We start from the raw sequence: 22,255 nt of genomic DNA, 5'->3' as shown, positions 1-22,255 counted from the left end.
CCTTAAGGCCGCTTCGGCGGCCGGGCCATACCCAGCAGGCGATCCAGGTCCATATGCTGTTCCAGATGGTCCGCCAGCGCGTCCAGCGTATCTTCGACCCCATCCTCATATGACAGGTCCGATTCTGTGCCCAACTGCTCCAGGTAACGGGCGCGGAAAGCGTCGGATGAAAAGATACCGTGCAGATAACTGCCACGAATGCGGCCTGTGCTGTCAGCGGCACCTTCCGGCCGCTCTTCGATCTCAAGCCAGGCGCGGTCGCAATCGGGACCTTCGGTTCGGCCCATGTGAATTTCATACCCGGTGACTGGCTCATGTCCCGGAATGGTGCGTGCCGTGCGCAGGGTGACCTGCTTTTGACCTGCCATGAGGGTGGTCACGTCCAACAAGCCCAGCCCGTCAACAGTGCCGGGTCGGCCATCGACGCCATCGGGATCGGCGATGGTTTTGCCCAGCATCTGATAGCCACCGCACAGGCCTAGCACATGGCCACCCCGGCGAACATGGGCATATAGGTCGATATCCCAGCCCTGCGCCCGGAAATAGGCCAGATCGCCGATGGTGGATTTGCTGCCAGGTAACAGCACCAGATCGGCATCACCCGGCAAAGGACGCCCGGCTGGGATGATTTCAACGCTGACCCCCGGTTCGGCGGACAGCGGATCAAGATCGTCGAAATTCGCCATGCGTTCCAATTGCGGGACAACCACTTTGCAGGCCCCGCCTCTGTGCGAGCGAATGTCCATCATATCCTCAGCGGGTAATTTCCAGGCGTCATGAAACCACGGAACTACGCCCATGCATGGCCATCCTGTGCGCGCGGCAATGTCGTCGCGCCCTTCGTCAAACAGGGAGACGTCGCCCTTGAACCGGTTGACGGCGAAACCTGTGATCATCTCAAGATCACCGGCATCCAAAACCGCCTGCGTGCCGACGATTTGCGCAATGACTCCGCCTCGGTGGATATCGCCCACCAGAACGACCGGTACGTCAGCGGCACAGGCAAAGCCCATATTAGCAATGTCGCCCTTGCGCAGGTTGGTTTCAGCCGGGCTGCCGGCACCTTCGATCAGCACCAGATCGGCATCGCTGCAAAGCCGGTCAAAACTTTCAAGCGCGGCATCCAACAGTTTGGACTTGTCCTTGCGATAGTCGCCCGCCTTCATCGTGCCTGCACGCTGACCCTGAACGATGATCTGAGCGCCAGTGTCCGTTTCCGGTTTCAACAGAATCGGGTTCATATCCGTATGGGGCGGACGCTTGGCTGCACGTGCCTGCAGGGCCTGGGCGCGGCCTATCTCGCCACCATTCTCGGTCACGGCGGCGTTGTTGGACATGTTCTGCGGCTTGAACGGCGCCACTTTCAGCCCGCGCCGCGTATAGGCGCGCGCAAGCCCGGCCACCAAAACTGATTTTCCGACATTGCTGCCGGTGCCCTGAATCATGATGGCGCGAACCATGGTCGTCTCCTATACGTTAGGGCGCAGATGATCTGATTTGACACCAAAGGGAAAGCCCCGGATGAACACGCCCGCGCATCTTTTGATCGGCGCTGCCGCTTTTGCGCGGCCTGCGCGGGGGGCCATTCTGTGGGCTGCGGTGCTGGGCTCGGTTCTGCCCGATCTGTCGCTGTACGTCATGGCTGGGGTGTCCTTGCACGTCTTGAGCATCCCGCCACAGGTCGTCTTTGACGAACTATACTTCTCACCAGCCTGGCAGACGGTGTTTGCCATCGACAACTCATTCATCCTGTGGGGGTTGGCGTTGATGCTTGGGTACTGGCGGGGATGGCGGTTTTTGACGGTCACCGCATCCGCAGGGCTGCTGCATCTGTCGATGGATTTCCTACTGCATGCCGGTGACGGTCGGCCGCAATTCTGGCCGCTGAGCGATTGGGTCTTTCACAGCCCGGTCAGCTATTGGGACAGTGCGTATCACGCGCTTTTGGTAACGCCTGTTTCTGTCGTTATATGTGCTGGTTCTTATGTGGTGCTATGGAACAGGGGGCTGTCAGCGCCCGCCAAGCTATTCTTTGCCGCATTGCTAGGGGCCGAGATTTGGGTTGCCCGCCAATGGCTGCTGTTTTTCTGACCCGGAAATAGAAAAACGCGCCCGGAAAGTGGGCGCGCTTTTTCCTGCAGATGTTGCCTTGGTTTAAGCGGCTTCTGCCTGCTGAGCGGCATTACGACGCTCGCTTTCTTCACGCGACAGCGCGACCGAGGTACGCACGCCACGACCAACGAACTCCATCAACCCGCCGACAACCCGCTCGTTGGGGTCGATACCTGCGCAGGACAGCACCTCGCGGCCATCGCGCGAGCGGGCCCAACGGGCGATCTGTTCCGGGCCGTTGCCGTATTTCTTGTCATCGGCAATAGCGTCGTCCAGTGCAGCCAGCACAACGGCTGCGAAAAGTTTGCGTGCACGATTGCCTTGCTCATTGTTAAAGGCAGTGCCGTCAACGAAATCTCTCATCTCGTCTTCCTTGTTGTTCTTGCTCTTGCATTTTCGGCGTGACGGTCCTTATGACCTATTAGATGTGATTCGGATACAGCTAAAATGCATAGTTGCGTTGCGTCATTTGCATAGCTTGCTGCAAGTGCAGCACTAGGTCTCGTTGTCTTGTCAGGTGTGGTTACGCCAGATATAGGGACGGGAACTGACGCATCAACCGTTTGTGAAGGATTTATGTGATGCCCAAGATAAATGGGAACGAAATTCGCCCCGGCAACGTGCTTGAGCATAACGACGGGCTGTGGGCTGCTGTTAAGGTCGACCATGTAAAGCCCGGTAAAGGCGGTGCTTTTGCGCAAGTCGAACTGCGCAACCTGCGCAATGGTTCGAAATTGAACGAACGTTTCCGTTCGGCGGATAAGGTCGAGCGCGTGCGTCTTGAACAGAAAGATCAGCAGTTCCTGTACGAATCTGACGGCATGCTGGTGTTCATGGATTCTGAGACCTATGAGCAGATCGAACTGCCCGCTGAACTGTTGGGTGAACGTCGCCCGTTTCTGCAGGACGGCATGACCATCGTGGTCGAATTCTATGAAAGCGAAGCACTGAACGCCACATTGCCGCAAAAAGTGACCTGCAAGATCGTCGAGACCGAGCCGGTGGTCAAAGGTCAAACTGCTGCAAACTCGTTCAAGCCAGCCATTCTGGATAACGGCGTCAAGGTCATGGTACCGCCCTTCATCGGTCAGGATGAGATGATCGTGGTGAACACCGAAAGCATGGAATATTCCGAACGCGCGTAAATCGGTGCTTTGGCAAAACACGAAAAGACCGCGACGGCAGGGGCCGCGCGGTCTTTTTTTAGTTTAGCTTTCTAGGCCGACGATATCGTTCTGGGTTCGGACCGAACAATTCCAGCATCAGGTCGTATTTGATGCGGTTGGCACTGACTTGTCGGTAAAAGGCGATCAAAAAGGCCGTGGGGCCCTGAATGCGGCCAAGACCGCTGGTGGCGGCGACCACGGTGCCCACATCCGTTTTGCCATTCAGAACCAGGTACCCGCCCAGCATCAGAACACCGACCGTGCCTGCGCCATTAATTACGCTCAGCAGAAATTTGGCCGACAGCTTCCACAAAAACATGCGGCGGCGGGTGTTGTAGATGTCGTCGAACTGAGCTTCGATATCGCGCGCCACAGCGTCAATGTCTTCGGTCGTCAGCCTGTCGGTAGAGCTGCGCAATATGCGGACCCTCTCCGCCACGAAGACGTTCACCTTTCGCTGCGAGACCAGCACAATCACGATCTGCGGTACGATCATCGAAAAGGCGATCATGCCCAACCCGGGTTGCGTGGATGAGATATAGCCGATGACGCTGATCAGCGTGCCGATCTGCACCACTGGATCTGAAAAGGCGCCACCGGCGAACTTTCCCAACTCCTCGGCCTCGGCGGAAATAGCCGTGGTCATGGTTCCCGAGCGCATTTTCTCACCGGTTTCACTCAGGTCCGATGAGCGCAACAAAAGCCGCTGGCGGATCATGCGGATCAGATCCTCGCCCAGCGTCCCGGCGCGATAGCCCAGCAGCCACTTTAAGGCGAGGCTCAGCAGGATGACCGACATCATGCCTGCACCCAGATATAGCAATCGCTCGGTGCTGATATCGTTCGAGGTCAGATGGTTAACGATATCGCGCTGAAACTCTAATGGCACCGCAGCAAGGCCTGCGATGGCGATGGACAGGACAATAAGAATGATTTGCCGTCCGGCGCTGGCACGCCAGATCGCAGCGTATAACTTAAGCATATGCGCATCCGTTCAGTGGACTGACCGCAGTGTGGCAGCGCCCCGAAAGGGTTCAAAGGGTACCGGGCCGCGCAACGGTTCAGCCGTGCCGGAATAGCAACATGTTAGGCGTCAAGCGTGACGGTGGCCTCGGCGGCATGCATATCGTCGTTGGCGCGGTCAAACCTCAGATAGGCGATCCCCTGACCGTTCGATTGGGTGAACAAGGTACCGGCCGGTTTGCCGCCAGATGTAATTTCGGTCCCAACGGGCGCGGTGCCATTAACCCGAACGCTACGCAGCCCTTTGCGCAACTCGGTCTTATGCTTCATCCGGGCGGTGACTTCCTGCCCGACATAGCACCCTTTTCTAAAATCGACGCCGTTCAGGCCCTCGAATCCAGATTCAAGGATATAGCTGTCGGGGGTCAGCTCGATACCGGTTTCCGGTATGCAGTGTCGCACGCGGATGGCGTCCCAATCCGTACCATCGTCGCCTTCGGCCTCGACCGTATACGCCCGCCACCCCATATCTGGATGGCGCGGGTCGGGCAGGGCGCCTGCGGGTGCCGGGCCGGTGCCGCGTTGCAGATTCAGGCCGCTATCTTCGATCGAAACATCGGCGCGCAGCTTGTACATGCCCAGCCGCTTGACGAACCCGTCGGCGATATCCTCGGCGACATCCAGTAGCACCGTATCGCCGTCACGTTTCAGAAAGAAATCCGCCAGATACTTGCCCTGCGGGGTCAGCAGTGCGGCATAAACCAGTCCCTGATCCAGCCCGGAAATATCATTGGTGACCAGCCCTTGAAGAAAGCTGTCAGTGTCCGACCCGCTAAGGCGCAGAATACGGCGATTGGGCATGGGGTGGTCCTCGTCTTTTCCCTTGGCCCCGTGATATAGGAGATCGCGTCGCCATGACCAGAGGATATCCGCCTTGCCAGCACCAATCAGCATCGTCATCCCGACCCTGAACGCGGCAGAGGCTTTGTTGGAGTCCTTACCGGCTTTGATGGAGGGTTTGCACACGGGGTTGGTCCGAGAGCTGATCGTTACCGATGGCGGTTCAACCGACCAGACCCTTGAAATTGCGGAAGAGGCAGGGGCTGAGATCGTGACCGGGCCGCCCTCACGCGGGGGGCAGTTGCTGCGGGGCTGCGCGGTAGCCAAAGGTGAATGGCTTTTGGTCCTGCACGCCGATACCGTCCTGCAAGAAGGGTGGAGCAAGGACGTGGGAGAGCATCTGCCCACGGGCAACCCCGCGGCTTTTCGTCTGACCTTTCAGGCCAGCGGGTTCTGGCCAGCCTGGGTTGCGGGCTGGGCCAACATGCGCAGCCGGGTGTTTAGCTTACCTTATGGTGATCAGGGGCTTCTGGTGTCACGTCGCGCCTATGACAAAGCCGCAGGCTACCCGGACCAGCCGTTGATGGAGGACGTGGCGCTGGTGCGCGCCTTGCCCCACATCACCCTGCTGAGCACCCGCGCGGTTACGAGCGCGGACCGCTATGCACGGGCGGGGTGGGTGCGTCGGGGGGCACGGAATCTGTGGACCCTGACACGTTATTTTCTTGGGGCTGATCCGGAACGCTTGGCGCAGGCGTACCGACGCTGAGCGTTGTGCGCAGTTCGACAATGGATTTGCCCAACCGGAAGGGCGCGGCAAAGCTGACCAGACACAGGGCGACGATTTGCAACACCAGTATATGCGCGTTTTCCTGCAGGTATTCCCATTCGTCTTTTAGCTTTCCGACCTGTTCAACCAGGTCATCATAGCTTTGGGCAAGGATCAGATAATCCCCGGCAATGGCGGGCACTTTCCGGCGCATGTTGTCGATCGCAACCTGTGTTGCATCGTCCAACGTTGTGAAAACAAGGAACTGATCGATGCTGAACGCATCGGCCTTGGCGGCCATAGCGCGAATTTCCTGCTGTTCATCTTTCGCTTGCCCGCCAAGCAGGAAATGCAACCCCTGTAGCGGTGCCACCTCATTGGTCACAGCGATGAACAAGGGCAGGTCAGCATTACTGGCGGTTGAGGCCGAAAGGAATTCAACCTTATCGCACAAAACGGCGGTGTCCGGGTCATAGGCCGGATCGCAGAACCGCAGTCGGAAGCGCGCGGCGTCGCGGTCAAAAGCAAGCGTCGCGGCATAAGCCACATCGATTTGCCGGTCCAACCGCGAACTGTCCGAGGTGTAGAGCCCGGCCAGAACCGCCACCAGTGCGCCGATCCCGCCCAGAACGACCCAGACAAGGTCGGCCAGCTTCCATGCCCGGTGCCCGGCCGGTTTGCGAAATAGAAACGCGGTGCCAACCGAGCCAATAATAAAGAACAAGATCAGCAAGGGCAGTTGATTTTCGGTCACAAATGTCATGACATCAAAGTGACCGCGCGCCAGCGCGCTGGCAACACTCCTCACGTTCAGTTGTAGAGATTCCGCATCAATAGGGCTTTGCCTGCAGGGCAGCTATCTTGCGCTGGTCAACGGCACAATCACCGCTTCCTCCTGCGGTGGAAACCCAAACAGACTCACCGAAAACATTCTCAAAACACTGATCGAAGCTGCGTTGTGATCGGCCTCAACCTGTGCAAATAACTTAGCCGGTCCGATTTGCAGGACAGTTTCTTCCTTTACGAAAGGTTCGGATGTGACCCTGTTTGTCATTGCCATCATTTTGACGGCGGCGGTGTTGCACGCGGTTTGGAATGCGATTGTGAAAACCGCGGCTGATCGGACCACCACTCTGGGTCTGGTGGCGTTGGGGCATGTCATTCCAGCAACGGTAATGATCCTGTTGCTGCCACTGCCCAGTACCGAAAGCTTTCCATACATCCTGATCTCAACCGTGGTGCATTTCGGCTATTATTTCATGCTCGGCAAAGCCTATCAACACGGAGACTTAAGTGTCGTATATCCAATTGCCCGCGGTATCGTTCCGGCGCTTGTATCGCTGTGGGCGATGCTGTTGGTGGGCGAGGTGCTGCCGCTGCAAGCGTGGGGTGGGATCGCGCTGATCGCTGTTGGTATCCAGCTCAGCAGTTGGAAGGCATTGCGCTCTGGTGTGGGCCGTTGGGCCCTTGGGTTTGCGCTGGGTACGGGCTTTTGCATCTCGATATATTCGGTCGTGGACGGTATTGGCGTGCGCTTGTCCGGCAATACGCTTAGCTACTGGGCCTGGGGTGCGTTTCTGCATCTGTTTATCGCGGGGTTTGTTGGTATCCGTCGACGGAAGACCCTGGCTGAATTGCCTGCCAAAGTCTGGATGATCGGCATTCTGGGCGGGCTTGTTTCGATGACAGCCTATGGTCTTGTGCTTTATGCCAAGAACTTCGCACCGCTTGGTGCAGTTTCGGCGCTACGGGAAACCTCTGTTATTTTCGCGGCGCTGATCGGGTTTGTTTTCCTGAAAGAGGGGAACTGGATGCGGCGGCTTGGTGCAGCGGTTCTTATGGCTGTCGGAGTGGCGCTGATAGGCCTGTCCGTCTGATAGGCCTGCGACACAGCCTTGCTGAAGTCGCCCCCGATCTCTCATAGTAGCGAGAGAAAAGGGAGCGTTTTCATGACCAAAGAGATTGTTCTGATCCACGGTGCCTTTGCAGGGCCATGGTGTATGCAGGATTATGCCGGGTTTTTCCGCGACCGGGGCTGGACCGTTCACACCCCCGCGCTGCGCTATCACGGCGGGGATCCCAAGGCAGATCCTGACCCGCGCCTGACCGATATCAGCGTAATGGACTATGCCAACGATATCGTGGAGTTCGTGCAGGGGTTGGACAGCAAACCGGTTCTGTTGGGCCATGCCATCGCCGGGGTTGTGGCGCAGCAGTTGGCCTCACGTGGGTTGGCCAGTGCGATTGTCCTGATCAACCCGAACGCGCCTTGGGGCACCTTGCCCGAAACCGATGACGAACGTGCCATCCCGCGTGCGTTGATGGAGGGCGGGGCGTTCTGGAAACAGCCCATGCGGGTCGAGTTCGACCTGATGGCCCCCTTCGCGCTGAACAAAATGCCCGAGGCGCAACAGCACGCGGTGTTCGACCGTTTGGGCGCCGAAAGCGGGCGGGTGATGTTCGAGATGTTTTTTTGGATGTTCGACGATCACCACGCGATGAAGGTCGATATCGACAAGGTCGACTGCCCGGTGCTGGTCGTATCAGGGACCGAGGACAGGGCGGTGAACCCCAACACCTGCCGCGCCCTGGCCGATTTGTATGGCGACCGAGCGACTTTCATGCCCGTCGAGAACCACGCGCATTTCCTGTTCATGGAGCCCGGCTGGGAAAAGCCTGCCGCGCAGATCGCGAAATGGCTGGAGCAGAAGGTGGGCTAGCCCGCCCACCTTAAGCGTTCAGTTATTGGTCGAGAACGTGCTCTGCGGTTTCCACTTCATCGTGCCGTCGTCCTCACGGTGACAACGCAGCAGGCGTTCCTGGATCGTGCTGACCGTCTGAGTAACGGTGTTGTCACCGACCAGCAGGACAAAGGCGTCCTGCGAATAGGCCATGCCGTTGTAGTAGCAGAACTTGGTCTCGGCCCCGTCCGGAATGGGGGATGCGGTGGTCAATGTCTGCTGCGCGGTCGCTTGACTGGCCAGCAGTGCAACGGCCAGCCCAAGGGTTAGTGTTTTCATGTCGTCCTCCCGTTCGAAAATCTGCAGTTGGTTTCATTGCGTCTTGGACGCTCGGAACCTCAAATGTCGTTCTTGAATGACGGTTTGAGGGTAAGTGTGAACGAGATCAACAGGTTAGGCAAGGGGAGTGTTTGGGAGCTGTTTGAGGAGGATCTCACGCCATCCACCCAATGCTTGATGCGACGCATCAAGCACGCGCCCGACTCGCCCCCATAGGAGGGGCACGAGGCTCGTCAGGTTACTATCAGATTTACGACCGTCCGGTTGTTTTTTTTGATTTCTCTTAAACAGGCCCGCTGGAGGTCAGGGAAACCCTACTTGGCGAAGCCTGTTAGCTAAGCTCAACTTCTTAGAGAACAAATGCGCACCCAAAGTTTTTGCGTGAAATGAAAGATAGTTCAATTACCAAATTTTTGATTCTTGCAGTTGCAATTTTTGCCGCTTCTATGCCTTTGGCGGCGGAAGGGCCTGAGGCTGATGTATGGACGGACTGCAGACCGACGGATACGTGTGAGATCGAATATGATCATCTTTCCAACCAATCCGCCGAGCCATTTTTATTCTTGGGTTACGTTATGGATAGTGAACAGGCGCGATGGAAACAGTTCCGAAAAGCTATTCGTAACTATCCAGATGTACAAAGCTGTTTGATCAAAGAGGAACAGAAGAAAGAAAGCCCAAACTTGCTGAAGCTGGATTGGAAAAGAGTAGGTTACGGGAGTGGCGTAGAGGTTTGCATTTTCCGTATTTCGCGAAGTCTGGGTACTCTAGATAGAATTCAAAGCTGGATGAGTTATCACGACTTCCGAGTGGTGGGATACAGCAGATACAGAAGTGAGAACTTTGTTCCTACTAGAATAAACCAACCTGTCGGGAATGTCGCAGGCTATTGGACCGTAGAACAGTATAGGGAAAGAAATCCTACGCTATTTTGGCGTTTATTTGAGTTTGACCTGATATATAGCTACGAAATTGTTTTGGGCATATCAGATGAGTTCAAAGTAGTGGGAACTCATGTCATCACGCCAACAAAATAGACTCACGCAATAGGCCTAAGCCAAATTGTCGTCCAAAACGTGGAGTGTTGGAGGCTCTTTAGGTCAAACATCCAGCTCCTCCACAAACCGCGCGTTCTCCTGAATGTACTGGACCGCATTTCGGGCTTTTCGCTCATCAGGCGCTTGCTCTTCAGTGTGGTCAATTTTGATCTCACCTATTCGATTTATTGAACTCATACAACGCGTTATGCAGCGACACAAATGCACTATTGGGCTCAACAGGTGAGGCGTTGAACAACACGACAACAGTCTCTCCGTCCGAAAATCGAAAGACGGTTGTGAAGATGCCTCGGACCCCGCCCCAATGGGTCAGGTGCTGGCCGTTCTCTTCCGGCCAGACATGCCAGCCCGACGCGTAGAAATCACTTTTGTCGTCCTGTGATGCCGTCGCCTCGAAAAACGGTTGGGGCGCTGAGGCCATGGTCCAGACCGCCTCGGCCGTGCCGATTGCCCCACCAGCGATACCCAAGCCTGAAAGCCAGCCTTGATCGTCCTTAGAACTCAGCACACGGGTCCAACCGTCGCTGCGAAGTTCCCAATTGGCCCCGGCGGGCCCCTCCAGATGGATGTCGGCAACCTGCTGCAGGGCGTCTTCAGCTTCCGCCCCCAGCAGATCGGTCAGAAGGCAGAAGCCAACATTCGAGTACGCCGTCTTGCTGCCCGGCGTGTGATCCAACGGCATGGTTTGCCACACGGTCCGGGCCACTTTGGCGCAACTGGCCGACCAGTCAAGGCCAAGCCGATCGGGCGCGAAGATCGGATCAAAACTGATAGTTCTATCGAACCCACCCGTATGCGCCAAAAGCTGCCGCGCCGATACTTGTGCGGCCCGCGGGTCATGCGGCGGGGGCAGGTCGGCAAGCTCGGCTATGGGACGATCCAGGTCGATTTGGTCACGTTCCTCGGCTTTGATCAGTGCTCTGGCTGCGATGGGTTTTGTGACCGAGGCCAGGCGAAATGGCTGGTCGGTCGACATGGGCGTGTTCTCAATCGGGTCTGACACGCCAAACGCCACGACTTTGGGCTCTGCATCCGAGGGGCCGTAGGCCAGCACAGCCCCCGGAATATTATGTGTCTGAAGAAAGGACTCGACGATGTCTTCAACAGTGGCCGGTTCGCGGTAGCGACCCGCGAACATCACAATCACACCAGCGAGAACAAGAATACCAGTTGACCAGCACAGTCTTGCCTTACGTGATTTGAACATTTGGCCTCTGCACTGATTGATGTCTTTCGCGTTCGATCGTCTTAGACGTCCAACTCCTCCACAAACCGCGCGTTTTCCTGAATGTACTGGAACCGCAGTTCGGGTTTTTTGCCCATCAGGCGCTCGACCAGATCGCCGGTCTCGCCGGGTTCGTCCTCGTCGATGGTGACGCGGATTAGCTTGCGCGAGGCCGGGTCCATCGTAGTTTCTTTCAGGTCCTTGGCGTCCATTTCGCCCAGACCCTTGAAGCGTGACACGTCGATCTTGCCCTTGCCGCCCAGACCTTTCTCAAGCCATTCGTCGCGCTCGGCCTCGTCCAGACAATAGACGCGTTTTGCGCCTTGGGTCAGGCGGTAGAGGGGCGGGCAGGCCAGATACAGGTGTCCCGCGTCGATCATCGGACGCATCTGGGTGAAGAAGAACGTCATCAGCAGCGAGGCGATATGCGCCCCGTCCACATCTGCGTCGGTCATTATGATGACCTTGTCATAGCGCAGGTCGTCGACGTTGAATTTGGTGCCAAGCCCCACTCCCAAAGCCTGCGTCAAATCGTTGATCTCGGCATTGGTGCCCAGTTTCGAACTGGCCGCGCCCAACACGTTCAGGATTTTGCCGCGCAGGGGCAGCAGGGCCTGTGTTTTGCGGTCCCGGCCCATTTTGGCGGACCCGCCCGCCGAGTCCCCCTCGACGATGAATAATTCCGTGCCGTCACGTGTTGAACTAGAGCAGTCCACCAGCTTGCCGGGAAGACGAAGTTTCTTAGTGGCGGATTTGCGTTGTGTTTCCTTCTCGGCCCGTCGGCGCAGGCGTTCCTCAGCCCGCAGGATGAGGAAGTCCAAGATAGCGCCGGCGGATTTCGTGTCCGCGGCCAGCCAGTTATCGAAATGGTCGCGGACCGAATTCTCGACCAGCCGCTGCGCCTCGACCGTAGCCAGACGGTCCTTGGTCTGGCCGACGAATTCCGGTTCACTGATGAAACACGACACCAGCGCACAGCCGCCGGTAATCAGGTCGTCGCGGGTGATCTGACCGGCTTTCTTGTTGTTGATCAACTCGCCATAGGCTTTGATCCCCTTGAGGACCGCGGACCAGAACCCCGCCACATGGGTGCCGCCTTCGGGCGTAGGGACGGTGTTACAGTAGGACTGGATGAACCCGTCGCGTGAAGGCGTCCAGTTGATCGCCCATTCGACCTTGCCGGGAGTGCCGAATTTCTCGTTAAAGTCCACGGTACCGGCAAAGGGTTGCTCAGCATAGGTGGACGAGCCATTCATCGTCTCTTTCAGGTAATCGGACAGGCCACCGGGGAAGTGGAAGGTCGCTTCGGTCGGGGTCTCGCCATCGTCGATGGCGGACTTCCAACGGATTTCGACGCCCGAGAACAGATAGGCCTTGGAGCGGATGGATTTGAACAGCCGCGCCGGTTTGAATTTGTGATGGCCAAAGATCTCGGCATCGGCGTGGAAAGTGACTGTGGTGCCGCGTCGGTTCGGGGCCGCGCCGACCTTTTCCACCGGGCCTAAAGGAATGCCGCGTGAGAACCGTTGTTCGAACAGCGTTTTATCTCGCGCCACCTGCACGACCATCGAATCCGACAATGCGTTTACCACAGATGCGCCCACGCCATGCAGACCGCCCGAGGTCTGGTACGCCTTGCCCGAGAATTTGCCGCCCGCGTGCAGGGTGCAGAGGATCACCTCCAACGCTGATTTGTCGGGAAATTTCGGATGCGGGTCGATCGGAATGCCACGCCCGTTGTCGCGTACGGTCAGGGCGTAGTCGGCGTGCAGTTCAACTTCGATCCGGTTGGCATGGCCCGCGACGGCTTCGTCCATCGAGTTGTCGAGGATTTCGGCCACCATATGGTGCAAAGCGCGCTCATCAGTGCCGCCGATATACATACCGGGGCGTTTTCGGACCGGCTCAAGACCTTCCAGTACCTCAATCGAAGAGGCGTCGTAAGTGGTGGTCGCGCTTGGCGTCAACAGATCGTCGGGCATCGGGGCTGCTCTTGTTTTTAGGTTGAGACCCATTATGGCAGGTGATGTGGTCCGGGGGAAGAGGGGCGCGAGGTGTTGTGGGCGATTGGCTGTGATCTTGATGAGTGACACCCCTGCACGAAGCCGAAGTTATTAAGGTTTTTCCGCTGTCAATCGTACCCCGCCGATCCTTCTTTGTTTCACGTCGCTGACAAATTGCGCGTACATTTTTAGGAAAGTATCCCCCTTGGACGGGTTGCCAGCGCGTTCGGCCTCGGCATCCAAGGTTTGATACATGCTAAGCCGACGCGCCAGAATTTCGCCCCAGGACGCCGTTACATCGTTGGCTGAGGCAACCGAAAATCCAGTTTTTTTCAACACAGTTTCGTACTCGGGAATGCTCAGCAGGGACTGGCAGGCAAAACGTTGGTGGTACAATTCCATCTCATCATCGGGCAGGGGCTCATGCATCACCCAATCGGTAAAGGCGAACCGTCCGCCAGTGCGCAGAACGCGGAACACTTCGGATAGGGCTTTGAGCTTGTCGGGGATATGCAAGAAGGATTCCTGACTGACCGCCGCATCGAAATGCGCATCGTCAAAGGGTATATCCATCGCACTGCCCAGAATTGGATGCACCTGATCCTGTAGTCCGACAAGCGCGTTCAGTTCCTTGGCACCGTCGACGCGGTTGGGGCTGATATCGAGGCCAGTGACGTCAACGTCATGCTCAGAGGCGTACCATCGCGCAGGTCCACAAAGCCCGGCACAAACATCCAGAACGCGATCACCAGATTTCATCCGGACCTTGTCCGCCAGTCGGGCGTTGGCATTCAGGCCGTCATAGTGATCCTGATCATAAGGGTAGAGCTCTTGCGGGGTCACATCCTCAAGCGATCCGCGAAGGCTTGTCAGCTTGGTCAGAATATGCGGCGCAGAAATTGGGTGGTTGGCATAGAACTCAGTGACAGTTTTCTCCGCCATTTCCATGAGATACTCCCTTACTTGCGTTTCGTCAGCTTAGCCTGACATGGTGGGGCGATCCAGTTTTGTCTCAGAAGGATACGAGTGCGAAACTGGGAGGCGAAGACGCGACACGACAACAGGGCGAGGACCATATGAGCTGGATTAAGACTGTTCCATTTGACGAAGCCACCGGCAAGCTGAGAAAGCTTTACGAGCGGGTAACCGGGCCTGACAACAACGTGGACAACATAATGATGGTGCATTCTTTGCGGCCGCATTCGATGGAAGGTCACATGGCGCTGTACAAGAACGTCCTGCATCACTCGGCCAATAAAGTCCCGAAGTGGTTTCTTGAGGTGCTGGGGGTTTGGGTCAGTTCCCTGAACCAGTGCAGCTATTGCGTCGAGCATCACTTTAGCGGGTTGCAGCGGTTGTTGGCAGACGCGGAGCGGGGCGATGCCATCCGCGCCGCGATTGAGGCCGGAACGCCGGATTCCGCACCGCTGGACAACGCCCAGATCGCTGCTATGTGCTATGCGCGCAAGCTAACCGAAGCACCTGCGCAGATGGTTCAGGCTGATGTTCGCGCCCTGCGGGACGCCGGGTGGGACGATGGCGAGATCCTCGAGATCAATCAGGTCTGCGCGTATTTCTCATACGCGAACAGAACGGTTCTTGGGCTTGGATGTTCTACCACAGGCGACGTTCTGGGTCTTTCACCCAACAACTCGGATGATCCGGCGGATTGGGGGCATAGCTAGAAATCTGCCGCAGCGTGTTGAACTTCATTAGTGGAAAATTTCCTACGCTACGGCTCAAAAATTTGACCCGTGTCAAAGCGAAAATCTGCGCCTTTTGCTAGACGTTCCTGCGGATAGTGAAAAAGGAAAAATTGAATGGAAGCAGCGGCGCAAATTGAACAAAAACAATCCTCTGTCAAAATTGTCCCAACACCCAATCCTGAGCCATCGCAACCCAGCCCCGAGCGAATTCGGCAGGCGTTCGAAAGCGGCAAGTATCCCTATGATCGCAAGATGGCGCGGGGCAAGTACGAGGCGCAAAAGGCGCAATTGCAGGCCGAATTGCTTAAGGTGCAGCTTTGGGCGCAAGAGACGGGGCAACGCTTTGTTCTGCTGTTCGAAGGGCGTGATGCAGCAGGCAAAGGCGGTACGATCAAGCGGTTTATGGAACACCTGAACCCAAGGCAAGCCCGCGTCGTGGCCTTGAACAAGCCGACCTGGGAAGAGAAAGGCCAGTGGTATTATCAGCGCTATGTTCAGGAACTACCTACGGTCGGTGAAATGGTGTTCTACGACCGCTCTTGGTACAACCGTGCGGGCGTTGAGAGGGTCATGGGCTTTTGTTCGCCCAACGAGTACCTTGAGTTCATGCGACAGACGCCCGAGTTGGAGCGGATGTTGGTCCGCTCGGGTATTCAGCTCTACAAATATTGGTTCTCGGTCACGCAGCCGGAACAACAGCGCCGCTTCAAAAGCCGGGAAACCGACCCGTTGAAGCAATGGAAGCTGTCGCCCATCGACAAGGCGAGCCTGGATAAATGGGACGACTATACCGAAGCGAAAGAGGCGATGTTCTTTTATACCGACACCGCCGACGCGCCTTGGACCATCGTCAAGTCGAACGACAAGAAACGTGCCCGTCTGAACTGTATGCGCCACTTTTTGTCGACGCTGGATTACCCGGACAAGGACCACAATTTCGTGGGCCAGCCCGATCCCATGATCGTAGGGCAGGCGCATCACGTCATTCATCAGTCCGAGCATATTCTGGGCACTTCCCTGCATCCTGACGCGCGATGAATCAAGCGACCAATTGCCGGCAGAACTAGTCTCACCTTGAAATTTCACTGATCACCTCTTGTCCCGGCCTCTGGCCGGGCATAAGGCTGGTGAAATGAATAAGGTAATGACATATCGCGCCCACTTCCGGGCCATTGCAGTTCTGGGCCTGCCGCTGGTCGGCGGGCATCTGGCGCAGTTTGCCATTGGTTTGACCGACACGATCATGCTGGGCTGGTACGGGGTGGAAGCATTGGCCGCAGTGACGCTGGCCAGTAGCTTTTATTTCGTGCTGTTCCTGTTTGGCGGCGGTTTCGGACTGGCGGTGATGCCCATGGTGGCGACTGCGGCCGCCGAAGAGGATGAGACCAGCATTCGCCGCTCGACCCGTATGGGGGTGTGGCTGTCCTTGTTATACGCGGTGCTGGTTATGCCTTTGCTGTGGTGGTCCCACCCGATTTTGATTGCTGCAGGGCAGGACCCGCAAGTGGCCGAGACCGCGTCGCAATATCTACGTGTCGCAGGATGGGGCCTGTTCCCGGCGCTGGTGGTTATGGTGCTGAAATCTTATCTGGCCGCTTTGGAGCGCACTCAGATCGTTTTGTGGATCACTGTTACGGCCGCTGTCGTCAACGCACTAACCAACTATGCGCTGATCTTCGGCAATTGGGGTGCGCCCGAACTGGGCGTTATGGGGGCGGCAATTGCCTCGGTGGTGACGCAGATGGTGTCGCTGGTCGCGGTTGTGGTCTACGCCGTGCGCGTATTGCCCGAACATAACCTGTTCCAACGGTTCTGGCGCCCGGATTGGGAGATGCTGTACAGCGTGCTGCGTCTTGGCATTCCCATTGGATTTACATTGCTTGCCGAGGTGTCGCTGTTCGCCATGTCCGCCTTCATGATGGGTTGGATCGGGCCGGTGCCGCTGGCGGCGCATGGGATTGCGCTGAATCTGGCCTCGGCCACGTTCATGGTGCATCTGGGGCTGTCTAACGCGGCCACGATCCGTGCGGGGAACGCCCTTGGGCGCAAGGATCGACCACATCTGGAAAAAGGTGCGAAGGCGGTGACCGTGATGTCTCTGCTGGTGTCTGTTCTGACGATTATCTTGTTTGTGACCTGCGCCGAGCCGCTGATTTCTGTGTTTGTCGAACCCGACGATCCGCAGCGCCCGCAAATCCTGGCCATCGGAACGGGCCTGCTGGCCATGGCCGCTTTGTTCCAGTTGGTCGACGGGGCACAGGTGATTGCACTGGGCCTGTTGCGCGGATTGCAAGATGCCAAGGTGCCGATGGTAATGGCCGGGCTCAGCTATTGGGTGATTGGGATACCGGCGTCGTACTACTTTGGCTTTGTGCAGGGGATGGACGGGATCGGCATCTGGATGGGTCTTGTACTTGGGCTTGCCTGCGCGGCCGTCTTGCTGATGGCCCGTTTCTGGATGCGCTCGGTTCAGACCGTAGGGGTGCCTGCGGAATAGCCGCGGCTTCAGCCTTTGCTTAGGCGATCTGCCTTTTTGCGCACCAGAACGCTACGCAGGTCGTGCATCGCCAGCAACAACCGGTCGGTGACATCCTCAAGCTGTTCGTCCGACGCCTTGGATTGTGCCCATTGCGTGGTCAGATTCAGATAGTCGACCGCGCGGTGTATGTCGTCGATATCCCGTTGCGCCAGCAGGGCTTTGCGCGCGTCCATCCATCGTGCGATTTCCGCCTGATCCGCCGCTGTCAGGGTGCGCTGGCCCTGTGGCTTGACCTCGCCATTACGGATGTTGATGACCGCGATCTGATCCATCTCGATCCGCCGTTGACGGTTTTCGGTATCGATCCGAAAAACCGCCGCGCCATTCTCGCGGACACGAAAGTAGTATTCAGGCAGTTCTGCGGTCATCAGAGGCCTCCGGATCAGGTCAGGGACGCGCAAAAGCGCTGGATGCGGGTGCAGGCCTCGGTCAGCGCCTCGTCCGAGGTCGCATAGCTGACCCGGAAATTCGGTGACAGGCCAAAGGCCGCGCCAAATACAACGGCCACGTCGGCCTCTTCCAGCAGAGCGGTGGCGAAGGCCTCATCCGAGTCAATTCTGGTGCCGGCCGGAGTGGACTTGCCGATCAGTCCTGCGATCGACGGGTAGACATAGAACGCGCCCTCGGGCGTGGGGCAGGTGATACCGTCGATCTGGTTCAGCATGTCAACCACCAGATTGCGGCGACGTTTGAACGTCTCGTTGTTCGGGGCCAGGAACGCTTGCGTTCCGTTCAGCGCCTCGACCGCCGCCCATTGGCTGACCGAGCAGGGGTTCGAGGTCGACTGTGATTGAATCTTGCGCATGGCGGCGATGATCTCGACCGGTCCCGCCGCATAGCCAATGCGCCAGCCGGTCATAGCATAGGCTTTCGATACGCCGTTGCAGGTCAAGGTACGGTCATAGAGGCCCGGTTCGATCTCGGCCGGAGTGCAGAATTCGAACCCGTCATAGGCCAGATGCTCGTACATGTCGTCGGACATGATCCACACATGTGGGTGGCGCATCAGTACATCTGTCAGGGCCTTCAATTCCGAACGGCTATAGCCCGCCCCCGTAGGGTTTGACGGCGAGTTGAAGATGAACCACTTGGTCTTGGGCGTGATCGCCGCCTCAAGCTGTTCGGCGGTCAGTTTGAAGCTGTTTTCCAGCGTCGTCTCGACCACGACTGGCGTACCTCCGGCCAGCAGAACCATGTCCGGGTAGCTGACCCAGTATGGCGCGGGGATAACAACCTCGTCCCCGTCGTTCATTGTCGCCATCAACGCGTTATACAGCGTCTGCTTACCGCCTGTCCCGACCGAGATCTGTGCGGGCGTGTAGTCCAGCCCGTGATCACGCTTCATCTTGGCGCAGGCGGCCTGCTTCAGTTCGGGGATGCCGTCGGGCGCGGTGTATTTGGTCTTGCCGGCAGCAATGGCTGCAACGGCGGCGTCCTTGATGTTCTGGGGGGTGTCGAAATCGGGTTCACCCGCGCTCAGGCCGATCACATCACGTCCCGCCGCCTTCAACTCGGCTGCTTTGGCGGTCATCGCGATGGTTGGTGATGGTTTTACGCGTGACAGTGTCGCAGACAGGAAAGTCATGATGGCCTCAGTTTGTATGTTCAACCTGTCTGTCATAGGGTGCGCCCGAATGACGATCAAGCGATATGAGGCCGAGACATGGAGACCCTGATGACCGACGAAAATGACTGGTATAGCCCAGAGGCAGCGACATTCGGGGACCGGCTGGCAGGCGCGCGCGAGGCCGCTGGTATGACTCAGACCCAACTGGCGCGTCGGCTGGGTGTCAAAAAAGCGACTATTGTGGCCTGGGAAAACGATCTGTCCGAACCGCGTGCCAACCGTTTGTCGATGATGGCGGGTATGATCAACGTTTCGATCATGTGGTTGCTGACCGGCGAAGGCGAAGGTATGGACGCCCCCGTCGAAGACGGCGAGGCCAATATCGAGCTGGCAGATGCGGTGGCCGAGCTACGCGCAATCCGGGGCGAGATGCGCGCCAGCGCCGAACGGGCCGCGCGGCTTGAAAAGAAGCTGCGCTTGATGTCGGAGCAGGGAAAGTGACCGAAACACGGGAAGTCAGGATCAAACGCATGAAAATGCGGTCCATGCGACGCGGGATCAAAGAGATGGATTTGATCCTTTCGGCCTATGCCGAACGTAATCTCGACGCGATGGATACAGCGGGTCTGGATCAGTTCGACGCGCTGCTACACGAAAATGATCAGGATCTGTATCAGTGGGTCACCGGGCAGGCCCAGCCGCCCGAGGGGTTTGTCCATCTGGTTTCGGATATCGCGCAGACCTTTCAAAAATAAAGAAAATCCAGCTTAACCGATTCTTGGGGATTTCGATTCATGCTGCCTGAAACAGCGCGACTGAATCGGAGGATCGGATGAGTATGGAAATGCAGGTCTCCGCGCCGGAAACCAAGGGTTTCATGACCAGCTATCTTGAAGCGCTCGCTTTGGTCGAGCGGCTGCACCGTCTGCTACTGGACGTTATCAAGGATGAGTTCGAGCGCGTGGGCGTGTTGGAAATCAACGCCGTTCAGGCCCTGCTTCTGTTCAATATCGGCGATCATGAGGTGACGGCGGGCGAGTTGAAAAGCCGTGGCTATTATCAGGGCAGCAACGTCAGCTACAACCTCAAGAAGTTGGTCGAAATGGGCTATATGCACCACCAAAGGTGTGAGATCGACAGACGCTCGGTCCGGGTTCGGTTAACGCCACGAGGACGCGAGATTCGGGATATCGTGACCGAACTATTCTTGCGCCATGCCGAAGGGCTGCAGACCCGTGGCGTGCTTGGACTGGAGGGGATAGACGACATCACAACCTCTCTGCGCCGGGTTGAGCGGTACTGGACGGATCAGATCCGCTATATCTACTGATCAGGGGTGCAGGTCTGACAGGATCAACCCTTCGAGTTCTCGGATCAGCTTTCGGGTCATGGCGTCCTCGTAGGCGTCAAACCCAAGGGCAACCTCGACAAAGGCATCTGGCCCCAGGATGACCCAAGCGGTGTAATAGGCAGACAGCTCTCCAACCTGCACATAGCGTTTGTCGCCGTGGCTGGGATCATCCGCGCCGATGACCAGGCCGTTGATGGTGATGCCCGAAGCTTCAAGCGTGCTTTTGGCTTCGCGCGGGTGAGTGCCCAGATTGTGTTTGCCGTCGCCGGACAGATCGAGTGTTCGTTTCCAGCAACTTGTTTGGTCGGACAGCAGGTCAGCCCCGAACAGCATCGCTGAGCCAACAGCCGTACCTTGCGGGGCGGCACTGCGCTTGGTTCGGTTCAGTAGAAAGGCGATCTGTTCAAGATCGCTGACAGAACGTATGGCGATCCAGTCTTGCAACAGACGTTGATGGCCCGGCTCGCTCCACTCGAAAATCGCCAGCCGCACAGGGGCAGCAGGGTTTGACAGCAATAGCTGCACCACTTCAGGACGCTGCAAAGCAGCTGCCACACCGTCAAGTTGCAGCCGGTATTCGTGACTGTCCACCGAACCAGAAACATCCAGCCCCAGCGCCAGAGCTTGTCGGCACTCTGCCGTGGCCGAACCAGCGATCAAACTAATGACAAATGCCAATAGCCGCGTCATCTGGGCGCGATGTCCTGCAGCACGCCGATTTGCAAGCTTGTCAGTTCACGTTCCAGCTTCCGCCGCATGGCGCGTTCGAAATCCTCGAACCCCTGTGCGACTTCTAGAAATGCGCCAGGCCCGTACAGAACATTGTTTTCGAAGTAGGGAATCAGATGAACTTCGCCCTCGAAATCGGCAGCATTGATAACCAGCCCGTTGACCACAATGCCCTCGAACGGAAAGTGGCGATAAGCGGATGCAGGTTGGAAACCGTCATTATTTGCGCCGTCCCCAGACAGGTCGATGGTCTGAAACAAACATGGTGGTGCTTGCTGCATCAGGGTCGCACCAAAAGCCAAAGCTTGCCCCATGGCAGTGGCCGAGTCACCGTCAGATCGGACTGAACGTTGTATGGTCTCTGCCGCCGTTAGCAAATCAGCTTGCGTGTTGATCATCGTCCAGTTCAGGATCATGCGCTGGGTCGAGCGGCTGCCCCACTCATACACAGCCAATGCCACGGGCAAAGGAGAGGAAAAGAACGCCTCGGTCACCTCAGGGGCGATCAGGGCAGCGGCCAGGCCCTGCCGCTGCAGGGTATCCTCGGTTGCATCCACTGAGCTTGAGATATCCATAGCCAACGCCAGGGCCAGGCGACAGGTTTCGGCCCGAAGCGGGCTGGCCAGTCCGGCCAGTCCCAGTGCTGTCAGCCAGCGGATCACCAGTGTCCGGTGCTTTCCATGCTGACCCAGGGTTCGGCGGCTTCCAGCGCGTCACCGTTCTGTAGCAACTCGACCGAGATATTGTCGGGCGACCGTACAAACGCCATACGGCCGTCGCGGGGCGGGCGGTTGATCACCACACCATTGTCCTGCAAGTGCTGGCAGACCTCGTAAATATTGTCGACGCCATAGGCCAAATGCCCGAAATGCCGACTGTCGCTGGGCAGCGCATCGTCACCATCCCAATTGTGGGTCAGCTCAATTGGGCGATCCTCTTGCCCCGGGGGCGCCATGAAGATCAGCGAAAACCGCCCCGCCTCGCTGTCATAGCGGCGGGTTTCCTTCAGGCCCAGCAACTCAAAAAACGCCATCGACTTTTCCAGATCCTTCACGCGGATCATGGTGTGAAGATATCTCAGCCCCATTGTGGCTTCCTTTCCGTTCAGGTGATGGGCTGCAGCTTAGCGCGCGGAAAATGCGTGTCGAGGGGCAGGGCGGACACAATTTTGAAAATGCGCCGCTGGGTGTACATGTCGCGGTTCCGG

At 57.5% G+C, this 22,255-nt stretch carries 25 protein-coding genes; 12 read left to right on the top strand and 13 right to left on the bottom strand.

The genetic code is table 11. The annotated features are described in order from the left end of the window. Positions 1-2: 2 nt before the first annotated feature. Positions 3-1,460, bottom strand: coding sequence for a cobyric acid synthase (locus ACR0B0_RS07635; protein WP_480647139.1), 1,458 nt, complete (start codon positions 1,458-1,460; stop codon positions 3-5). 61 nt (positions 1,461-1,521) lie between these two features. On the opposite strand from ACR0B0_RS07635, the gene ACR0B0_RS07630 reads away from it, so the two are divergent. Further along, positions 1,522-2,091 carry a cobalamin biosynthesis protein CobQ gene (locus ACR0B0_RS07630; RefSeq protein ID WP_480637137.1) on the top strand — a complete coding sequence of 190 codons (570 nt, stop codon included), beginning with the start codon at positions 1,522-1,524 and terminating at the stop codon, positions 2,089-2,091. Between the two features lie 63 nt (positions 2,092-2,154). Here the strand turns inward: ACR0B0_RS07630 and ACR0B0_RS07625 are convergent, their stop codons facing one another. Beyond that, on the bottom strand, positions 2,155-2,475 hold the full coding sequence (locus ACR0B0_RS07625) for a DUF6280 family protein (RefSeq protein ID WP_008757056.1): 321 nt from the start codon (positions 2,473-2,475) through the stop codon (positions 2,155-2,157). A gap of 218 nt (positions 2,476-2,693) precedes the next feature. Between ACR0B0_RS07625 and efp the strand changes: the two genes are divergently transcribed. Continuing rightward, positions 2,694-3,257: an elongation factor P gene (gene efp, locus ACR0B0_RS07620; RefSeq protein ID WP_170349189.1), complete on the top strand. Its 564-nt coding sequence runs from the start codon at positions 2,694-2,696 to the stop codon at positions 3,255-3,257. 58 nt (positions 3,258-3,315) lie between these two features. On the opposite strand, the gene ACR0B0_RS07615 is transcribed toward efp, so the two are convergent. Beyond that, positions 3,316-4,260, bottom strand: coding sequence for an ABC transporter transmembrane domain-containing protein (locus ACR0B0_RS07615; protein ID WP_170349188.1), 945 nt, complete (start codon positions 4,258-4,260; stop codon positions 3,316-3,318). 104 nt (positions 4,261-4,364) lie between these two features. Further along, positions 4,365-5,102: a CAF17-like 4Fe-4S cluster assembly/insertion protein YgfZ gene (ygfZ, locus tag ACR0B0_RS07610; RefSeq protein WP_170349187.1), complete on the bottom strand. Its 738-nt coding sequence runs from the start codon at positions 5,100-5,102 to the stop codon at positions 4,365-4,367. A 73-nt stretch (positions 5,103-5,175) separates the two neighbouring features. Here ygfZ and ACR0B0_RS07605 point away from each other — a divergent pair, with 73 nt between their 5' ends. The 3 genes from ACR0B0_RS07605 to ACR0B0_RS07595 all read left to right on the top strand — a co-directional run bounded on the left by ACR0B0_RS07605 (position 5,176) and on the right by ACR0B0_RS07595 (position 8,570). After that, positions 5,176-5,850: a TIGR04283 family arsenosugar biosynthesis glycosyltransferase gene (locus ACR0B0_RS07605; RefSeq protein ID WP_480647137.1), complete on the top strand. Its 675-nt coding sequence runs from the start codon at positions 5,176-5,178 to the stop codon at positions 5,848-5,850. Between the two features lie 1,037 nt (positions 5,851-6,887). Then, on the top strand, positions 6,888-7,727 hold the full coding sequence (locus ACR0B0_RS07600; protein ID WP_480647135.1) for an EamA family transporter: 840 nt from the start codon (positions 6,888-6,890) through the stop codon (positions 7,725-7,727). Between the two features lie 72 nt (positions 7,728-7,799). Next, complete coding sequence (locus tag ACR0B0_RS07595) at positions 7,800-8,570, top strand: alpha/beta hydrolase (RefSeq protein WP_480647134.1); 771 nt, start codon at positions 7,800-7,802, stop codon at positions 8,568-8,570. Between the two features lie 18 nt (positions 8,571-8,588). On the opposite strand, the gene ACR0B0_RS07590 is transcribed toward ACR0B0_RS07595, so the two are convergent. Beyond that, the gene (locus ACR0B0_RS07590) at positions 8,589-8,870 is read right to left on the bottom strand and encodes a hypothetical protein (protein ID WP_170505424.1); all 282 of its coding nucleotides are present in this window, start codon (positions 8,868-8,870) and stop codon (positions 8,589-8,591) included. A gap of 386 nt (positions 8,871-9,256) precedes the next feature. Here ACR0B0_RS07590 and ACR0B0_RS07585 point away from each other — a divergent pair, with 386 nt between their 5' ends. After that, positions 9,257-9,907, top strand: coding sequence for a hypothetical protein (locus tag ACR0B0_RS07585; protein ID WP_170349182.1), 651 nt, complete (start codon positions 9,257-9,259; stop codon positions 9,905-9,907). Between the two features lie 172 nt (positions 9,908-10,079). Here ACR0B0_RS07585 and ACR0B0_RS07580 read toward each other — a convergent pair whose 3' ends face one another. From ACR0B0_RS07580 to ACR0B0_RS07570, 3 genes are all read right to left on the bottom strand, one after another. Continuing rightward, positions 10,080-11,135 (bottom strand): serine hydrolase domain-containing protein, encoded by a 1,056-nt coding sequence (locus tag ACR0B0_RS07580; RefSeq protein ID WP_425080391.1) that lies wholly within the window; start codon positions 11,133-11,135, stop codon positions 10,080-10,082. Positions 11,136-11,176: 41 nt separating this feature from the next. Then, a complete protein-coding gene (parE, locus tag ACR0B0_RS07575; RefSeq protein WP_480647132.1) occupies positions 11,177-13,135 on the bottom strand; it encodes a DNA topoisomerase IV subunit B in 1,959 nt (652 codons plus the stop codon). A gap of 132 nt (positions 13,136-13,267) precedes the next feature. Then, the gene (locus ACR0B0_RS07570) at positions 13,268-14,098 is read right to left on the bottom strand and encodes a class I SAM-dependent methyltransferase (RefSeq protein ID WP_170349179.1); all 831 of its coding nucleotides are present in this window, start codon (positions 14,096-14,098) and stop codon (positions 13,268-13,270) included. A 134-nt stretch (positions 14,099-14,232) separates the two neighbouring features. On the opposite strand from ACR0B0_RS07570, the gene ACR0B0_RS07565 reads away from it, so the two are divergent. The 3 genes from ACR0B0_RS07565 to ACR0B0_RS07555 all read left to right on the top strand — a co-directional run bounded on the left by ACR0B0_RS07565 (position 14,233) and on the right by ACR0B0_RS07555 (position 17,359). Next, on the top strand, positions 14,233-14,841 hold the full coding sequence (locus ACR0B0_RS07565; RefSeq protein WP_425080393.1) for a carboxymuconolactone decarboxylase family protein: 609 nt from the start codon (positions 14,233-14,235) through the stop codon (positions 14,839-14,841). A gap of 135 nt (positions 14,842-14,976) precedes the next feature. Beyond that, positions 14,977-15,900, top strand: a complete 924-nt coding sequence (gene ppk2 / locus ACR0B0_RS07560) for a polyphosphate kinase 2 (RefSeq protein ID WP_480647130.1) — start codon at positions 14,977-14,979, stop codon at positions 15,898-15,900. Positions 15,901-16,006: 106 nt separating this feature from the next. Next, positions 16,007-17,359, top strand: coding sequence for an MATE family efflux transporter (locus ACR0B0_RS07555; RefSeq protein ID WP_480647128.1), 1,353 nt, complete (start codon positions 16,007-16,009; stop codon positions 17,357-17,359). Between the two features lie 8 nt (positions 17,360-17,367). Here ACR0B0_RS07555 and ACR0B0_RS07550 read toward each other — a convergent pair whose 3' ends face one another. Together ACR0B0_RS07550 and ACR0B0_RS07545 are read right to left on the bottom strand one after the other, a co-directional pair. Next, positions 17,368-17,769: a hypothetical protein gene (locus ACR0B0_RS07550; RefSeq protein ID WP_170349175.1), complete on the bottom strand. Its 402-nt coding sequence runs from the start codon at positions 17,767-17,769 to the stop codon at positions 17,368-17,370. Between the two features lie 14 nt (positions 17,770-17,783). Next, positions 17,784-18,986 carry a pyridoxal phosphate-dependent aminotransferase gene (locus ACR0B0_RS07545; protein ID WP_170577614.1) on the bottom strand — a complete coding sequence of 401 codons (1,203 nt, stop codon included), beginning with the start codon at positions 18,984-18,986 and terminating at the stop codon, positions 17,784-17,786. A gap of 90 nt (positions 18,987-19,076) precedes the next feature. On the opposite strand from ACR0B0_RS07545, the gene ACR0B0_RS07540 reads away from it, so the two are divergent. The 3 genes from ACR0B0_RS07540 (at position 19,077) to ACR0B0_RS07530 (ending at position 20,298) form a co-directional block, all read left to right on the top strand. Continuing rightward, positions 19,077-19,469 carry a helix-turn-helix domain-containing protein gene (locus ACR0B0_RS07540; RefSeq protein WP_170359165.1) on the top strand — a complete coding sequence of 131 codons (393 nt, stop codon included), beginning with the start codon at positions 19,077-19,079 and terminating at the stop codon, positions 19,467-19,469. 29 nt (positions 19,470-19,498) lie between these two features. Continuing rightward, entirely contained in the window at positions 19,499-19,723 is a 225-nt protein-coding gene (locus ACR0B0_RS07535; RefSeq protein WP_170359163.1) for a succinate dehydrogenase assembly factor 2, read from the top strand. 77 nt (positions 19,724-19,800) lie between these two features. Continuing rightward, complete coding sequence (locus ACR0B0_RS07530; protein WP_480647126.1) at positions 19,801-20,298, top strand: MarR family winged helix-turn-helix transcriptional regulator; 498 nt, start codon at positions 19,801-19,803, stop codon at positions 20,296-20,298. Here ACR0B0_RS07530 and ACR0B0_RS07525 read toward each other — a convergent pair whose 3' ends face one another. The 3 genes from ACR0B0_RS07525 to ACR0B0_RS07515 are packed head-to-tail and all read right to left on the bottom strand — an operon-like array spanning position 20,299 to position 22,135. After that, a complete protein-coding gene (locus ACR0B0_RS07525) occupies positions 20,299-21,009 on the bottom strand; it encodes a DUF1194 domain-containing protein (RefSeq protein WP_480647125.1) in 711 nt (236 codons plus the stop codon). Then, a complete protein-coding gene (locus ACR0B0_RS07520) occupies positions 21,006-21,710 on the bottom strand; it encodes a DUF1194 domain-containing protein (RefSeq protein ID WP_480647124.1) in 705 nt (234 codons plus the stop codon). The genes ACR0B0_RS07525 and ACR0B0_RS07520 overlap by 4 nt, the downstream gene beginning before the upstream one ends. Further along, positions 21,707-22,135: a VOC family protein gene (locus tag ACR0B0_RS07515; protein WP_170349169.1), complete on the bottom strand. Its 429-nt coding sequence runs from the start codon at positions 22,133-22,135 to the stop codon at positions 21,707-21,709. The genes ACR0B0_RS07520 and ACR0B0_RS07515 overlap by 4 nt, the downstream gene beginning before the upstream one ends. Positions 22,136-22,255 lie beyond the last annotated feature (120 nt).

Source organism: Ruegeria sp. BA12 (assembly GCF_056539625.1).
Note: the sequence above shows the minus strand (reverse complement) of the source record. Positions and strands in the feature narration are given on the sequence as shown.

Excerpts from the sequence above, each read along its gene's own strand:
- ACR0B0_RS07555 (WP_480647128.1), top strand. The coding sequence starts at position 16,007 with ATGACATATCGCGCCCACTTCCGGGCCATTGCAGTTCTGGGCCTGCCG.
- ACR0B0_RS07530 (WP_480647126.1), top strand. The coding sequence starts at position 19,801 with ATGAGTATGGAAATGCAGGTCTCCGCGCCGGAAACCAAGGGTTTCATG.
- ygfZ (WP_170349187.1), bottom strand. The coding sequence starts at position 5,102 with ATGCCCAATCGCCGTATTCTGCGCCTTAGCGGGTCGGACACTGACAGC.
- ACR0B0_RS07545 (WP_170577614.1), bottom strand. The coding sequence starts at position 18,986 with ATGACTTTCCTGTCTGCGACACTGTCACGCGTAAAACCATCACCAACC.
- ppk2 (WP_480647130.1), top strand. The coding sequence starts at position 14,977 with ATGGAAGCAGCGGCGCAAATTGAACAAAAACAATCCTCTGTCAAAATT.
- ACR0B0_RS07595 (WP_480647134.1), top strand. The coding sequence starts at position 7,800 with ATGACCAAAGAGATTGTTCTGATCCACGGTGCCTTTGCAGGGCCATGG.
- ACR0B0_RS07625 (WP_008757056.1), bottom strand. The coding sequence starts at position 2,475 with ATGAGAGATTTCGTTGACGGCACTGCCTTTAACAATGAGCAAGGCAAT.
- ACR0B0_RS07630 (WP_480637137.1), top strand. The coding sequence starts at position 1,522 with ATGAACACGCCCGCGCATCTTTTGATCGGCGCTGCCGCTTTTGCGCGG.
- ACR0B0_RS07565 (WP_425080393.1), top strand. The coding sequence starts at position 14,233 with ATGAGCTGGATTAAGACTGTTCCATTTGACGAAGCCACCGGCAAGCTG.
- ACR0B0_RS07580 (WP_425080391.1), bottom strand. The coding sequence starts at position 11,135 with ATGTTCAAATCACGTAAGGCAAGACTGTGCTGGTCAACTGGTATTCTT.
- parE (WP_480647132.1), bottom strand. The coding sequence starts at position 13,135 with ATGCCCGACGATCTGTTGACGCCAAGCGCGACCACCACTTACGACGCC.
- ACR0B0_RS07570 (WP_170349179.1), bottom strand. The coding sequence starts at position 14,098 with ATGGCGGAGAAAACTGTCACTGAGTTCTATGCCAACCACCCAATTTCT.
- ACR0B0_RS07635 (WP_480647139.1), bottom strand. The coding sequence starts at position 1,460 with ATGGTTCGCGCCATCATGATTCAGGGCACCGGCAGCAATGTCGGAAAA.
- ACR0B0_RS07585 (WP_170349182.1), top strand. The coding sequence starts at position 9,257 with ATGAAAGATAGTTCAATTACCAAATTTTTGATTCTTGCAGTTGCAATT.
- ACR0B0_RS07550 (WP_170349175.1), bottom strand. The coding sequence starts at position 17,769 with ATGACCGCAGAACTGCCTGAATACTACTTTCGTGTCCGCGAGAATGGC.
- ACR0B0_RS07535 (WP_170359163.1), top strand. The coding sequence starts at position 19,499 with ATGAAAATGCGGTCCATGCGACGCGGGATCAAAGAGATGGATTTGATC.
- ACR0B0_RS07615 (WP_170349188.1), bottom strand. The coding sequence starts at position 4,260 with ATGCTTAAGTTATACGCTGCGATCTGGCGTGCCAGCGCCGGACGGCAA.
- ACR0B0_RS07515 (WP_170349169.1), bottom strand. The coding sequence starts at position 22,135 with ATGGGGCTGAGATATCTTCACACCATGATCCGCGTGAAGGATCTGGAA.
- ACR0B0_RS07590 (WP_170505424.1), bottom strand. The coding sequence starts at position 8,870 with ATGAAAACACTAACCCTTGGGCTGGCCGTTGCACTGCTGGCCAGTCAA.
- efp (WP_170349189.1), top strand. The coding sequence starts at position 2,694 with ATGCCCAAGATAAATGGGAACGAAATTCGCCCCGGCAACGTGCTTGAG.
- ACR0B0_RS07525 (WP_480647125.1), bottom strand. The coding sequence starts at position 21,009 with ATGACGCGGCTATTGGCATTTGTCATTAGTTTGATCGCTGGTTCGGCC.
- ACR0B0_RS07540 (WP_170359165.1), top strand. The coding sequence starts at position 19,077 with ATGACCGACGAAAATGACTGGTATAGCCCAGAGGCAGCGACATTCGGG.